The sequence below is a fragment of the Sulfurimonas sp. genome, assembly GCF_014859695.1.
In the GTDB taxonomy this organism is placed as follows: Bacteria; Campylobacterota; Campylobacteria; order Campylobacterales; family Sulfurimonadaceae; genus Sulfurimonas.
On the sequence record NZ_JACUTS010000052.1, the window covers coordinates 1 to 13,139 of the forward strand.

Below are 13,139 nucleotides of genomic sequence, written 5' to 3' on the forward strand. Positions count from 1 at the left end.
ATCTGTTTTCATGCTTTAGATTAAGCAACTTTGATTCCTTGGTGCGTAAGGTCAGCTGGTAAAAAAATTTCTGAGGATAATTGTTATCTTGACCATGTGATTGCTCAAGCAGCAGGTGGTGACAATAGTTATCGCAATATTGTCGCAGCTAGTTATGATGCAAACTCTATGAAAAATGATAAAAAAGTTGATGACTTCATTCGTGAGTTGTATAAAAATGACTTATTGTCATTATCTGAGTTCAATGAACTCAAACAAAAAATTGTTGATTTGCAAAATGGAAAACTTCTTCCTAGTGAACATATGGTTCAAGAGGCTATCAGTAGCTAACAAAACAGAGGAGCCAATAAATTACCCTGCGGGCAATTCATCGGCTCATTTTAAACGTTATATCCAAAAAGCCACATTATCTGGAAACTTGAATATGCCTATTTATGAAAGTAAATTGGTAAATTTAAAATAAGGACAAAAAATGAGTTTTAATGCTGGAGATACAGTACAATTAAATCTGGTGGCGAGATAATGACAATTGAAGAAATTGATGATGATTCGGCAACTTGTATTTGGTTTGATAATAAGAAAGTTGAAAGACATACCTTTTTATTAATCACACTAAAAATTGTTGAATAGTTTATTTAATGATAAAATATACACTATTTTGCTAAAATGGTGTATATTTTGAAATTGGAGTTAATCATGACAGCTTTAAAACAAGAACAACTTTTTGATGAGATAGATATTTTACCAATAGATTTAAAAACTAAAATTGTTGATAAAATATTAGCTAGCATTACACCGATAAACAGTGAAATAGATAAACTTTGGATAAAAGAAGTAAATAAAAGAAAGCAAGAAATCGAGTCAAATTCCGTTACATTGGTTGATGGAGATGAAGTTTTCAAAAAAATATCTCAAAGACTAGACTCATAAATGACCTACTCTTTCCATCCAGATGCCGAACTTGAACTAAATGCTTTAGTTGATTATTATCAAGAGTGTAAAGATGGACTCGGAGCAGAGTTTGCATATGAAGTTCAAAAAACAATCCAAAGAATTTTAGAATATCCAACTGCTTGGCAAAGGCTAGATAGAGACATAAGAAGATGTTTAACAAATAGATTCCCATTTGGGATAATTTATTTTCAAAGAGATGATGAAATTGTTATTTTAGCTGTTATGCAACTTCATAGAAAACCAAACTATTGGAAAGATAGAAATTAAACAAAAATATAACAAGTACTAAGAGAGAAATAAACGTTAGACACTACTTGATTTTTTTTCAACTATTGTAGTATAATGTAGATACAAAAGGATACAATATGAAAAAAGCAATTAATATTCGTATGGATGAAACTCTATTAACAGATTTAGATTCTTATGCTCATGAGCTTGAGCGTTCAAGAACTTATATTATTGAAAAAGCAGTGAGCACTTACTTTGACACTTTGGATGAGATGATTGCAGACAAAAGAATTGATGAGCTAAAAGCAGGAAAAACAGAGGTTTATACCCTTGAAGAAGTGGCAAAAAGACTTGGTCTTAGTTAATGTACAAGGTCATAATTCCAAAAGCTGCATTTAAAGAGTTAGAAAAGATAGATTCCCAAAATCAAAAGCTTGTTTTTTCAAAGATACTGGACTTAGAAAATGGTTTATTTGCAACGGATAAAATCCTTAAAGGCAAACATAAAGGAAAGTTTCGAAAAAGAGCGGGTGATTATAGAATCGTTTATTTAAAGGAAAATGACATTTTAGTTATCACTTTGATTAGAATAGCCCACAGAAAAGAAGTTTACTAAAAGTCTAACAAAACTTTAATTCAACCGTTAAGAAATAAAGCAAACAACAGTTACTATTCAAAATCAGATATGCTATAATCATACACATACTTTATACACATAGGAGATACAGATGACAGCGCTTTACGATTCAAATGCAAAGAAAAAAGCAACGAATCTTAGTATAAATTCTGATCTGCTTAAAAAAGCAAAAGAACTTCACATAAATATATCCAACTCTTTAGAAAAAACGCTTATTGAACTTATAAAAGAGAAAGAGATGCAAAATTGGGAATCTCAAAACAAAACTTCTATCAAAAGTTATAATGAAAGAGTCTCCAAGAATGGTACTTTCAGTGATGATATAAGAAGTTTTTAATGGCTCAATTTGACGTATACAGAAATAAAAATTCAAAAACAAACAAAGAGATACCGTTTTTACTAGATATTCAAAATGACATACTCAAAAGCCTCTCAACAAGAGTTGTTGTGCCTTTGGTCTTAAATATGAAGCCTGCAAAAATATTAAACCCGATATTTAGCGTAGATGGCTTGGAAGTAACCATGTCTACAGCAGAGCTGGCAGGTGTATCCATAGATAATTTGGGTAAATTTGTCTGCTCAGTGGCAGATAAAAGAGAAGAGATAATCTCGGCAGTCGACTTTATGATAACCGGCTTTTAAAGGAAACAGTTTAATGACAATTTACGATTCAGTACAAAAAACAAAACGGGAGTTTATCCCTCAAGATGACAACAGAGTCTCGCTCTACGTCTGCGGTCCTACCGTTTATGACGATGCGCATCTCGGGCATGCAAAAAGTGCTCTGGTCTTTGACCTTCTAACTAGAGTTTTAAAGGCTAACGGTTACGATGTTACTTATGCAAGAAACATTACGGACATCGACGATAAGATTATCAACAAAGCAAGCCAAAGCGGCAAAGAGATAAAAGAGATAACAGATTTTTACACCGATGCTTACCATAAAGAGATGGCACAGCTTGGCATAAAACGCCCAAATCTTGAGCCAAAGGCTACTGAATCGCTTGAGGCTATGATTGAGCTGATACAAAAACTTCTTGATAGCAACCATGCCTATAAAACAGACGACGGCGATGTCTATTTTGACACTTCAAGCGACAGCGAATACCTAAAGCTCTCTTGCAGAGTTCAAGATGAAGATGATAAAAAACAGCGTGTAGAGAGCTCATCGCAGAAAAAAAACAGTGCAGATTTTGCTCTATGGAAAAGCGTAAAAGATGGCAGCGTAACATTTGACTCCCCTTTTGGAAAAGGTCGCCCAGGATGGCATCTTGAATGCTCCGCCATGATAGAGAAACATCTGGCGCATAAAGGCAGAAAATTTGCCGTAGACATTCACGGTGGCGGGGCTGACCTGCTCTTTCCCCACCATGAAAACGAAGCGGCGCAGACAAGATGTGCGACAGACCACGCACTTGCAAACTACTGGATGCACAACGGTTTTGTAAACATAGACGGCGAAAAGATGTCAAAAAGCTTAGGAAACAGCTTCTTTTTAAAAGATGCCCTAAAAGTTTACGACGGAGAGGTTTTGCGCTTCTACCTTTTAAGCACTCACTACAGAAGCAACTTCAACTTCAATGAAGAGGATCTGGTAGCTTCCAAAAAGCGTTTAGACAAGGTTTACAGGCTGAAAAAAAGGTTGTTTGAGCTGACTTGTGAAGATGCAAAGACTCCATTTAAAGAGGAGCTTTTAAAGGCTCTGAGTGACGATTTAAACGTCTCTACTTCTCTTGCACTGATAGATGAGATGATTTCACATGCAAACGAGACTCTTGACACGGCGGGTAAACATAAGGAGCTTAAACAAGAAACGCTCTCAAACCTTGCCTACATAGAAGAGGTTTGGGGGTTTGGTGCTAAAAATCCTTACGAGTACTTTCAATGGGGAGTCAACGAAGAGACAAAAACAAAAATCAATGAACTCATCAAGCAAAGAGATGAAGCAAAAAAGGCAAAAGATTTTGCAGCGGCAGACAAAATCCGCGATGAGATACTTTTCTTGGGCGTAAGTCTTATGGACACGCCTCAAGGTACGTTTTGGGAGAGGGTATAACTCTTTAGTTATATATCCCTTTTTATTCTGTTCTTGTAACCTGCGTTTATGCGCAAACGTAGCCCGAGATAGTAGGCTTTGGTTATGGCTTTTTTTAGAAGATAAGCCGTATACCCGCTTACTTTTATGAAACCAAAAAGCTCTCCGGCAGAGTACTTTCCGCCAAGAGCTATAAACACACCAAGAACGCTGGAGTTAAACGGTTTTATATCTTGATTGTCTATTTTTCTTCTGATGGCATCAGCCACATACTCCGCACTTCTCTCCGCAGTCTGAGCAGTCGGAGGGAGCACTTCTTTTGCAGCGTTTTTTATCTCAACACAGTCGCCGATTGCAAAGACGTTCTCTCTGTTGCCGATGTTTAGCCTGCTGTTTGGAATGAACTGAGATATCTTGTTTTTCTCTACATCTAAAGAGTCGTTTAGTTCGGCTGCTTTTATGCCTCCCGTAAAGACCATAAAGTGGTATTTGAGCTTTTTTGAGTCTCTGAAATAGATATATGAATCATCCATGCTATCTATAAATGTCTCTCTTAGCGTCTTTACTCCCAATGAGTCCAGCCTTTTTTGCGTGCTTTTTATCAGAAACTCGCTCATTCCTGGCAGGATTGTTTTGCTTGCATCTATAAGGTATATCTTTATGCTCTCTACTCTGGCACCTATCGTCTTTTTATACACTTCTATGACATGCGCCATCTCAGCGGCGACTTCAACACCGCTGAGACCTGCTCCGCCTATGACCAGATTTATATCCTCGCCGTTTTTTTCGTTTAAGAGCTTTTTATAGATAAGATTTTCAAACTCGATTCTAAAGTTGTAAGCTCTTTGGAGTTTTTTCACGCCGTAGCTATGTTCTCTTAAGCCCTTTATAAAGGAGAAAAAGTTTGTTTTGGCTCCCGTTGCGATTATGAGATAGTCGTAAGGCATTGATATACTGAGTGTCTTTACCTGCTGCTCTTCAAACTCTATGGAAGTAGCCTTCTCATTAATATACTCTACCTTTTTTTCAAACCCAGCGCACCACTCTTTGAGATCCACGGCGACATCATGCATGTCAAATCTGCCCGCTATATAGCCGTACGCTTCGGTCTGGAGATAGTGGTATGGATTTTTATCTATAAGCGTTATATCTATGTCACGGCTCTTAGAGAGATACTCAACTGCCCGCAGACCGCCGTAACCGCCTCCGATAACAACTACTTTTTTATTCAAATTTTGCCTTTTGCGCTTTAAAGTGGTTAAAATTATACAAAAATTATTAGGCAAAAAATGAGAGTTGAACAACTAGAAGAACTTTTAGAAGAGAGAGCCAAAGATGCAACTGAAGAATTTAAGAGACTTTTCCACGGGCGCGGCGGTCTTTATGAGGAGTGGAAGCACCTCACTATAGACTCAATTGACACCACTCTTAGCGTTGGGCTCTACTTTGAAGAGGAGTCCGAAGATGAGCTTTTAGAGATGATAAAGAGGTTTGTGTTTTCAAACAGATACACGACACTTGTAGTTCAGAGACGCTACATTAAAGGCGCACCAAGTGAGGTCATAATCGGGGAGTTAGCGCAAGATACTTTTGCAATAGAGAACGGCATGAAGTTAAAACTAAATCTACTCTCAAACCAAAACAGTCTCTATTTTCCCGATATGAAAAACGGCAGAGCATTTGTAAGAGAAAATGCAAAAGATAAAAACGTGCTAAATCTCTTTAGCTACACCTGCGCTTTTAGCGTTGCGGTAAAACTCGGCGGCGCGCGAAGTGTCTCAAACATCGACATGAGCAAAGGTGCGCTCTCGGTGGGGCGTTCAAACCATCATCTAAACGATTTGGATACAAATGGGGTGAGTTTTTTACCCTACAATATTTTAAAATCATTTTCACGCATCAAAAAAAACGGTCCATACGATCTAATCATCATAGACCCGCCCACCTTTCAAAAAGGTAGTTTTGAGGCTACAAAAGATTACCAAAAGATCATCAAAAAACTGCCCGAAATTGCATCGCAAGAGTGCAAGCTTCTTGCATGCCTGAACTCTCCGGAACTTGATTGTGATTTTTTAACAGAGCTCATCAAAGAGCTTGCCCCTGACTTTAAATTTGTCAAACGTCTTGAAAACCCACAAGAGTTTGCAAGCCTAGATGAGCAAAAAAGTCTTAAAAATCTGCTCTTTAGTCGCAGTAAGACGCCAAAAGAGCAGATTTAACCTCGCTATATTTCTGCTCACCTTTTAACTTTTTGACGATCTGCAGCCCGAAACAGATGGCTGTTGCAGGTCCGCGCGAAGTCATAACATTGTCGTCTTCTACAACCATGGCTCCGTCTCCCATATATCCATCCTCCCTTATCTGTTCCTGCATGCTCGGATAACATGTGTAGCTATGCTTCAAAACCCCTGCAGTGTGGAGCACAAGAGGTGCAGCACAGATTGCACCGATATTTTTGCCCTCTGCATCCATCTCTTTTAAAATTCTCTTCACATTTGCATCATCGCGCAAAGCAACCGTTCCACCCCAGCCTCCGGGAAGGACTATCATATCCAGTGAAGAGACGTCAACATCAGTTATAGCCATTTCCGCCTTGACTACAATATTGTGCGCTCCCTTTACCTCTCTTTTCTCATCCAAAGATGCAATCAAGACCTCTATATCTCCTCTTCTTAATACATCTATGATATTTATCGCCTCTATCTCTTCAAATCCCTCTGCCAACGGCACTAAAACTCTACTCATGATTCCACGCTCCTTCTTTAATTTCTTGCTTTTTATTTTATACTTATAATGCTATAATCTGCTTAAAAAGTCAAGGTTCTCTCTTTGGGTGAAATAATCAAGCTCTTTCGCATACATCAATATATAAAAAACCTCTTTATATTTCTGCCCCTGCTCTTCTCGTTTTCATTCGGTAACAGCCAAGACAACCTCAGTGTGCTAGTCGCTTTTTTGCTCTTTAGCCTTTTGGCAAGTAGCGTATATATATTTAACGACCTTTTTGATATTAATGAAGATAGAGCACATCCCACAAAGAAAAATCGTCCACTTGCAAGCGGCAGTGTCTCTAAGAGTACCGCAATTACACTTATGCTACTTCTCTCTCTCACTTCACTAGGTATCACGCTTTTCTTTAACACAGAACTTTTCACTGTTTTGTTTCTCTATTTTATTTTAAACATTGCCTATACGCTAAAACTAAAGCATATTGCCATTTTGGACATTTTCATCATCGCTACGGGCTTTGTTATGCGACTTTTTGCGGGTTCAAGCGTCACGGACATTACGCTCTCCATGTGGATAATCCTTATGACATTCCTTTTGGCACTTTTTTTGGCTCTTGCAAAAAGGAGAGATGATGTTCTCCTCTCACTAGAGGGGCAAGAGACGCGAAAAAATATAGACGGCTACAACCTTGAGTTTGTCAATGCTTCTATGGTTTTGATGGCTGGAGTCGTGATTGTAAGCTACATTATGTACACCATCTCGCCAGAAGTTGAGATTAGGTTGGGCACTGAGTATCTATACCTTAGCTCTTTTTTCGTAATTCTTGGTATTTTTCGCTACATGCAGATAACATTTGTAGAAGAGGATAGCGGCAGCCCGACAAAGGTACTCATCAGAGACAAATTTTTAAGACTGACTATCCTCTTTTGGTTTTTTAGTTTTGTAACTATCATAAAATTTACATGATCGCTCTTAGATATACGCTTTTTGCTCTTTTATCAACAGCCCTGAATCTTGCATCTCAATATATCAGTTTTTTACTCTATGACGGATTTTTGGCACTTTACGTAGCTATGTTCGTCGGAACGGTTGCGGGGTTGGTGCTGAAATATATTCTTGATAAGAAATATATCTTTTTTCACACGCCAAAGAGCAAAAAGGATGACGGCAAAAAGTTTTTTCTCTACTCGCTGATGGGTCTTTTTACCACATTTATCTTTTGGGGCTTTGAGATAGGCTTTAATCTTGCCTTTGAAAATGAGGGCGCAAAATATCTTGGTGCCGTCATTGGACTTAGTATAGGATATATAGTAAAATACTATCTCGATAAAAGATTTGTCTTTAAGGATTAGCCGTGGGTCTGCTCAGCTGGGGAATGTTTCCAAAAATCATCACTAAAAAATTTTCTCTAAGAGATAGAGCTGCTTTAAAGAGATATATAGAAGAGACGGACGAGTTTATCCCTTATGGAAACGGCAGAAGCTACGGTGATGGCGCACTAAATGAAAACATCCTCCATGTAAAACCATATAACAACTTTTTGGCTTTTGATGAAGAGGAGGGTCTGCTAACATGTCAAGCAGGCGTTCTTTTGAGTGAGATTTTAGACTCGGTTGTAAAGCGCGGCTGGTTTTTAAAGGTAACTCCCGGAACAAAACTCATTACAGTTGGCGGAGCGATCGCAAGCGACGTTCACGGAAAAAACCACCACGTAGAGGGGTGTTTTAGCGAGTGTGTCGAAGAGTTTAGCGTCATGCTGCCTAGCGGCGAGACAAAGGTCTGCAAAAAAGGGGATGAGCTCTTTTATGCAACTTGCGGAGGGATGGGGCTTACGGGCGTGATACTCAGTGCGACAATCAGCCTTAAAAAAATCAACTCCAAAAACATAAGACAGACAACCATCAAAACAAAAAATCTAAAAGAGACCTTTGAAGCCTTTGAGAAGTATCAAGATATGCCCTACTCGGTTGCGTGGATAGACTGCTTGGCAAAAGATGATGCACTTGGAAAGTGTCTGCTTATGGTGGGCGACTTTGCGGATGACGGCGACTTGGCTTACAGAAGCAAAAAGAAGCTCTCCATCCCTTTTAACTTCCCCTCATTTGCACTAAACAACTTAAGCGTGAAGGCTTTTAACCGGCTCTACTACGCAAAAGCAAAAGATGGCATCTCCAAACAAAAAGTGGACATCGACACCTTTTTCTATCCGCTTGACGCCATAGGCAACTGGAACAGAATCTACGGCAAAGGCGGTTTTACGCAGTACCAGTTCATACTTCCAAAAGAGCAGAGTTACGAAGGGTTAAAAGAGATTCTCGGTAAAATTTCAGACTCGGGCAAAGGGTCGTTTTTGGCAGTCTTAAAACTCTACGGCAAAGCAAACGAGAACTACCTCTCTTTTCCCATGGAGGGATATTCGCTTGCACTTGACTTTAAGATTGAAGAGGGACTTTTTGAACTCTTAGATGCTCTTGATAAAGTAGTCGTAAAATATGGCGGCAGGATCTACCTTACAAAAGATGTACGCGTAAGTTGTGAGACCTTTGAGAAAGGGTATGAAAAAATAGATAAATTTAGAGAGTTTAGAAAAGAAAACGGTATGGATAAAAAATTAAATTCACTGCAGTCAAAAAGGGTTCAAATATGAGTTATGTACTAATAATCGGCGCAAAAAGCGACATTGCTAAAGAGGTAGCAAGAGTCTACGCAAAAAACGGCTACAACCTCTATCTTGCAGCCAGAGAGAGCGTATCTTTGGAGGATTTGAAGCAAGATATAGAGACAAGAAGCGGGGTTGACGTAAAGCTCAAAGAGTTTGATATCACGGCGTATGAAACGCATGAGGATTTTTACACTTCGCTTGAGGAGAGACCGCTGGGCGTAATTGTAGTCTCGGGCTACATGGCAGAGCAAAAAAGTGCGCAAAAGAGCTGGGATGAGTCTCTACAAACCATAAATGTAAACTACACGGGAGCCGTTAGCATCTTAAACATCGTCGCAAATGATTTTGAGAAAGAGAGACGCGGCTTTATCGTGGGTGTGAGTTCCGTTGCAGGGGATAGAGGCAGAAAAGCAAACTATATCTACGGAAGCGCGAAGGCTGCTTTTAGCGCCTACTTGAGCGGTCTTAGAAACAGACTCTATGAGAGCGGCGTGCAGGTTCTTACCGTAAAACCCGGCTTTGTCGCTACCAAAATGACTGAAAATATGGACTTGCCGGAGAATTTAACTGCGCAACCGGATGAAGTTGCCGAAGATATTTTCAATGCACAGAAAAAGGGCAGAAACACTCTTTATACAAAACCGATCTGGTTTTTTATTATGCTAATCATCAAACATATTCCTGAATTTATTTTTAAAAAAATGAGCATATGATACAGATCTACAAAAAAGAGATAAGAGTTCTTGGTGCCATTCTTGCTCTAAAACTTCTCATTTTACTGCTTTTGCCGCTAACGGGAGATGAAGCCTACTTCATAAAGTGGGCAGACAATCTAAGTATGGGCTACTACGACCATCCGCCGATGGTGGGCTGGGTTATATACCTTATGAGTTTTGTCGCCGATTCACACCTCTTCTTTAGGCTCTTTGCGGTTGTGACCACGTTTGTTACCGCTTTTGTCATCTATAAAATTGCCCTGCTTTATGGTGTAGAGGAGAAAAAAGCTCTTCTTTCATCGTTTATATTTCTGGCTTCTCCTACTGATCTGCTGCTCATGCTTATGACAAATGATGTCGCCCTGCTCTTTTTTAGCTCACTTGGGACGCTATTTCTGCTATATTCGCTTGAGAAAAAAGAGTGGCTCAGGTACGCTCTTTTAGCCGGCATATTTCTGGGCGCTGCATTTTTGAGCAAATATTTTGCAGTTTTTTTGATGCTCTCACTTCTTCTCTTCTCTATTGCGTTCTACAGAATAAAAGCTATCAAAACCGTCTTAGTTGTTAGCGCCATTGTATCTCTCTTTATCGCCCAAAATCTCTACTTTAACTACAACAGCTGCTGGAACAACATTCTCTTTAACTTTTTTGCAAGAACAAATGGAAGCATCTACAACATTGGAAGCGTTCTTGGCTATTTTGGACTTATACTCTATATCTTAACCCCGTGGGGAGCCTACTATCTGTTTAAAACAGAGTTTGAAAAAACAACGCTATTTAAACTTCTGCTCTCAATATTGGGCATCGTTTTTTTCATCTTTTTAATCGTATCGCTTAAAAACCATATCGGACTTCACTGGTTATTGATTTTTGTACCCTATCTTTTTCTGCTATTTAGCTATCTCAAAAGCGAAAAACAGCTCAAACTCTTCAGATTCAACGCCTACTTTACCTTTGCTCACGCGGTAATTGTCATAGTCGCTTTAGCGCTTCCAACCTCTCTTTTAAAGGAGCACAAAAAATACTCCGATATTGTTATGTATACCCAGCCGGAAGCACTATGCAGCGAACTTGAGAAGTTTAATGATGAGAGAATTTTTACTAACAGCTACTCAGCCGCCGCACTTCTCTCTCACTACTGCCAAAGAGATGTGACGGCTCTCTTTAATAACTCAAAATATGGCCGCTTTGATGACAAACTCTTTGACGTAAGAGATATTGCCGGCAGTGACATTACCCTCTTTCACAAAAGAGAGATAAACGAAAAAGAGCTAAAAGAGAGCTGTTCGTCCTACAAAATCGACTCTTTTGAGCTAGAGAGCGCAACCTTTTATAGCACCAAATGCATCGATTTTGATTATGAAGCGTATAAAAAAAGCCATCTTGATTATCAGCATAAGCAGTTTTACAACATCCCCTCATGGCTTCCTAAGGGAGAGTGTTACTTTAAGGATAGGTACTACAGATGAATTTGGCACTTTTTGATTTTGACGGCACGCTTACTACAAAAGACTCGCTCGGTGAGTTTTTAAAACAGAGCGTAGGCAGAAAAAAATATCTTCTAAATATGTTTCGCTTTCTCCCCTACTTCATACTCTGGCAGACAAAACTGATGAACAACGGTGTTGCCAAAGAGCATCTCTTTAGAATATTTTTCAAAGGTATGGATGAGGAGTTTTTTAAAAGCAAGGCAAAAGAGTTTTCACTTACAAAACTTGACACCATGCTCAACAAAGAGAGATTTAAACTCCTAAGAGAGCATCAGGCAAAAGGAGACAGAGTTGTTATAGTTTCCGCCTCAATGCGCTGCTGGCTACAGCCTTGGTGCGACAAAGAGGGAGTCGAGCTTTTGTGCACGCATTTAAAATTTGAAGAGGGCACTTTTTGCGGCAAATTTTTAACCCCAAACTGCCACGGCATTGAAAAAGCCAACCGCATAAAAGCACATCTCAATCTGCAAGAATATGAAACAATCCACGCCTACGGAGACAGCTCCGGAGACAAAGAGATGCTCGCTCTTGCGCATAAAAGCACCTTATATTAATCAAAGGAGTATCTTTGTATCATTCCACTTATAAAACAAAGGGAAACCGCTATGAACAACACTAATAACTATGCCATACAAGAAGATGAGATAGATTTAAGAGAGCTTTTTAAGACTCTTATGAAACATAAAGTAAAAATAGTTTTGATTACGTTGGCAGTTACAATCGGTGCGATAGTTTATGCTTTAATGGCACCAAAAACTTATGAGGCAAAAGCAATTTTAAAAATAGGCGAATATAAAATTGCAAACTCTAACGATAAGGTAGTAGTTTCGGATGCTCATGAACTCTCAAAAGAGCTGGAAATTCTCTATATTGAGATCTTAAAAAACGAAAATGACAAAGAGGCAAAAACCGAAAAAATTCAAGTACCTAAAAATCAGAAAAATTTTCTTGAAATCATAACTAACGGCTCCTCCAACGAAGAAACAGAAGCAGAGCTTCAAAAGGTTGTTGACTACGTTCAACAAAAGCATAAAAAAATTCTAGACGATGTAAAGAGTCTTAATGAAGTAAGAGCTAAACAGGTTGACGGCAGACTAATGCTTCTAAAGACAAAGACTCTTCCCTCGCTTCAAGAGAAGATAAGCAGATATAAAAAAGATTTAGCAGTTTATGAAGCTAATTTTTTAGACGTACAGAGCAATCTTAAAAAAATAAAAGATTCAAACCCTACTTTAGCAACTCTGCAGATAAATGAACAGAGATATCTGGCTGATATTATTATAAAAATAAAAGATTCGCTAGAGTCGTTTGAAGATCGAAAAAACAGCATTGAAGTTATAGAGATAGAGAAACTAGAAGAGGAGTTAAGAGCTCTACAAGTTTTAATGGAGCCATACAACTACAAAAACACAGAAGTTGTAGGCGCATTTATGACAAATGACTACCCAATAAAACCAAAGAAGAGCTTGATAGTCGTTGTCGCTTTTGTAACAGGTCTGATTCTATCCATATTTTTTGTCTTCTTGCTAGAGTTCATAAGAGCTGAGAAAGAGCAACAATAGCCGGTCATATAAAGTGCTCTTTACTTTTTTTTAGTATAATCACTCCATTTTAAAGGTAAAAGAGAGGCTCATGATAGATTATCAAACCATTAAACCTTGGCTGTTTAAGCTCCAACCTGAGAGCG

General features: G+C 38.7%; 18 protein-coding genes. 16 read left to right on the plus strand and 2 right to left on the minus strand.

The features are described from left to right. Positions 1-30: 30 nt before the first annotated feature. The 8 genes from IBX42_RS08845 (at position 31) to cysS (ending at position 3,875) form a co-directional block, all read left to right on the plus strand. The gene (locus tag IBX42_RS08845) at positions 31-330 is read left to right on the plus strand and encodes an HNH endonuclease domain-containing protein (protein WP_294931883.1); all 300 of its coding nucleotides are present in this window, start codon (positions 31-33) and stop codon (positions 328-330) included. Positions 331-696: 366 nt separating this feature from the next. Further along, positions 697-930 (plus strand): addiction module protein, encoded by a 234-nt coding sequence (locus tag IBX42_RS08850; protein ID WP_294931886.1) that lies wholly within the window; start codon positions 697-699, stop codon positions 928-930. After that, positions 931-1,221: a type II toxin-antitoxin system RelE/ParE family toxin gene (locus IBX42_RS08855; RefSeq protein WP_294931889.1), complete on the plus strand. Its 291-nt coding sequence runs from the start codon at positions 931-933 to the stop codon at positions 1,219-1,221. It begins immediately after the preceding gene. A gap of 98 nt (positions 1,222-1,319) precedes the next feature. Beyond that, positions 1,320-1,547 (plus strand): CopG family transcriptional regulator, encoded by a 228-nt coding sequence (locus IBX42_RS08860; RefSeq protein WP_294931892.1) that lies wholly within the window; start codon positions 1,320-1,322, stop codon positions 1,545-1,547. Beyond that, complete coding sequence (locus IBX42_RS08865) at positions 1,547-1,798, plus strand: type II toxin-antitoxin system RelE/ParE family toxin (RefSeq protein WP_294931895.1); 252 nt, start codon at positions 1,547-1,549, stop codon at positions 1,796-1,798. Before IBX42_RS08860 ends, IBX42_RS08865 begins: the two co-directional genes overlap by 1 nt. 112 nt (positions 1,799-1,910) lie before the next feature. Beyond that, positions 1,911-2,156, plus strand: coding sequence for a type II toxin-antitoxin system CcdA family antitoxin (locus IBX42_RS08870; RefSeq protein ID WP_294931898.1), 246 nt, complete (start codon positions 1,911-1,913; stop codon positions 2,154-2,156). Beyond that, a complete protein-coding gene (locus IBX42_RS08875; protein ID WP_294931901.1) occupies positions 2,156-2,461 on the plus strand; it encodes a CcdB family protein in 306 nt (101 codons plus the stop codon). Before IBX42_RS08870 ends, IBX42_RS08875 begins: the two co-directional genes overlap by 1 nt. Positions 2,462-2,474: 13 nt before the next feature. Continuing rightward, the gene (cysS, locus tag IBX42_RS08880) at positions 2,475-3,875 is read left to right on the plus strand and encodes a cysteine--tRNA ligase (RefSeq protein ID WP_294931904.1); all 1,401 of its coding nucleotides are present in this window, start codon (positions 2,475-2,477) and stop codon (positions 3,873-3,875) included. 8 nt (positions 3,876-3,883) lie between these two features. On the opposite strand, the gene IBX42_RS08885 is transcribed toward cysS, so the two are convergent. Next, complete coding sequence (locus IBX42_RS08885) at positions 3,884-5,086, minus strand: FAD-dependent oxidoreductase (protein ID WP_294931907.1); 1,203 nt, start codon at positions 5,084-5,086, stop codon at positions 3,884-3,886. A 57-nt stretch (positions 5,087-5,143) separates the two neighbouring features. Between IBX42_RS08885 and IBX42_RS08890 the strand changes: the two genes are divergently transcribed. Next, positions 5,144-6,073 carry a class I SAM-dependent methyltransferase gene (locus IBX42_RS08890; protein ID WP_294931910.1) on the plus strand — a complete coding sequence of 310 codons (930 nt, stop codon included), beginning with the start codon at positions 5,144-5,146 and terminating at the stop codon, positions 6,071-6,073. On the opposite strand, the gene IBX42_RS08895 is transcribed toward IBX42_RS08890, so the two are convergent. After that, positions 6,039-6,599, minus strand: a complete 561-nt coding sequence (locus IBX42_RS08895; RefSeq protein WP_294931913.1) for a DJ-1 family glyoxalase III — start codon at positions 6,597-6,599, stop codon at positions 6,039-6,041. The two genes, IBX42_RS08890 and IBX42_RS08895, sit on opposite strands and share 35 nt — an antisense overlap. An 84-nt stretch (positions 6,600-6,683) precedes the next feature. On the opposite strand from IBX42_RS08895, the gene IBX42_RS08900 reads away from it, so the two are divergent. The 7 genes from IBX42_RS08900 to IBX42_RS08930 are packed head-to-tail and all read left to right on the plus strand — an operon-like array spanning position 6,684 to position 13,014. Then, complete coding sequence (locus IBX42_RS08900; protein WP_294931916.1) at positions 6,684-7,550, plus strand: decaprenyl-phosphate phosphoribosyltransferase; 867 nt, start codon at positions 6,684-6,686, stop codon at positions 7,548-7,550. Further along, the gene (locus tag IBX42_RS08905; protein WP_294931919.1) at positions 7,547-7,936 is read left to right on the plus strand and encodes a GtrA family protein; all 390 of its coding nucleotides are present in this window, start codon (positions 7,547-7,549) and stop codon (positions 7,934-7,936) included. The genes IBX42_RS08900 and IBX42_RS08905 overlap by 4 nt, the downstream gene beginning before the upstream one ends. A gap of 2 nt (positions 7,937-7,938) precedes the next feature. Beyond that, entirely contained in the window at positions 7,939-9,231 is a 1,293-nt protein-coding gene (locus IBX42_RS08910; RefSeq protein ID WP_294931922.1) for an FAD-binding oxidoreductase, read from the plus strand. Beyond that, positions 9,228-9,959 carry an SDR family oxidoreductase gene (locus IBX42_RS08915; RefSeq protein ID WP_294931924.1) on the plus strand — a complete coding sequence of 244 codons (732 nt, stop codon included), beginning with the start codon at positions 9,228-9,230 and terminating at the stop codon, positions 9,957-9,959. Before IBX42_RS08910 ends, IBX42_RS08915 begins: the two co-directional genes overlap by 4 nt. After that, positions 9,956-11,431 (plus strand): glycosyltransferase family 39 protein, encoded by a 1,476-nt coding sequence (locus IBX42_RS08920; RefSeq protein ID WP_294931927.1) that lies wholly within the window; start codon positions 9,956-9,958, stop codon positions 11,429-11,431. Before IBX42_RS08915 ends, IBX42_RS08920 begins: the two co-directional genes overlap by 4 nt. Further along, positions 11,428-12,006, plus strand: a complete 579-nt coding sequence (locus IBX42_RS08925; RefSeq protein ID WP_294931930.1) for an HAD family hydrolase — start codon at positions 11,428-11,430, stop codon at positions 12,004-12,006. Before IBX42_RS08920 ends, IBX42_RS08925 begins: the two co-directional genes overlap by 4 nt. Before the next feature lie 51 nt (positions 12,007-12,057). Next, complete coding sequence (locus IBX42_RS08930) at positions 12,058-13,014, plus strand: Wzz/FepE/Etk N-terminal domain-containing protein (RefSeq protein WP_294931933.1); 957 nt, start codon at positions 12,058-12,060, stop codon at positions 13,012-13,014. Positions 13,015-13,139 lie beyond the last annotated feature (125 nt).

What these genes read in the sequence shown, in the direction of transcription:
- IBX42_RS08870 (WP_294931898.1), top strand. Translation starts at nt 1,911, where the DNA reads ATGACAGCGCTTTACGATTCAAATGCAAAGAAAAAAGCAACGAATCTT.
- IBX42_RS08855 (WP_294931889.1), top strand. Translation starts at nt 931, where the DNA reads ATGACCTACTCTTTCCATCCAGATGCCGAACTTGAACTAAATGCTTTA.
- IBX42_RS08895 (WP_294931913.1), bottom strand. Translation starts at nt 6,599, where the DNA reads ATGAGTAGAGTTTTAGTGCCGTTGGCAGAGGGATTTGAAGAGATAGAG.
- IBX42_RS08860 (WP_294931892.1), top strand. Translation starts at nt 1,320, where the DNA reads ATGAAAAAAGCAATTAATATTCGTATGGATGAAACTCTATTAACAGAT.
- IBX42_RS08915 (WP_294931924.1), top strand. Translation starts at nt 9,228, where the DNA reads ATGAGTTATGTACTAATAATCGGCGCAAAAAGCGACATTGCTAAAGAG.
- IBX42_RS08905 (WP_294931919.1), top strand. Translation starts at nt 7,547, where the DNA reads ATGATCGCTCTTAGATATACGCTTTTTGCTCTTTTATCAACAGCCCTG.
- IBX42_RS08865 (WP_294931895.1), top strand. Translation starts at nt 1,547, where the DNA reads ATGTACAAGGTCATAATTCCAAAAGCTGCATTTAAAGAGTTAGAAAAG.
- IBX42_RS08930 (WP_294931933.1), top strand. Translation starts at nt 12,058, where the DNA reads ATGAACAACACTAATAACTATGCCATACAAGAAGATGAGATAGATTTA.
- IBX42_RS08850 (WP_294931886.1), top strand. Translation starts at nt 697, where the DNA reads ATGACAGCTTTAAAACAAGAACAACTTTTTGATGAGATAGATATTTTA.
- IBX42_RS08920 (WP_294931927.1), top strand. Translation starts at nt 9,956, where the DNA reads ATGATACAGATCTACAAAAAAGAGATAAGAGTTCTTGGTGCCATTCTT.
- IBX42_RS08890 (WP_294931910.1), top strand. Translation starts at nt 5,144, where the DNA reads ATGAGAGTTGAACAACTAGAAGAACTTTTAGAAGAGAGAGCCAAAGAT.
- cysS (WP_294931904.1), top strand. Translation starts at nt 2,475, where the DNA reads ATGACAATTTACGATTCAGTACAAAAAACAAAACGGGAGTTTATCCCT.
- IBX42_RS08875 (WP_294931901.1), top strand. Translation starts at nt 2,156, where the DNA reads ATGGCTCAATTTGACGTATACAGAAATAAAAATTCAAAAACAAACAAA.
- IBX42_RS08925 (WP_294931930.1), top strand. Translation starts at nt 11,428, where the DNA reads ATGAATTTGGCACTTTTTGATTTTGACGGCACGCTTACTACAAAAGAC.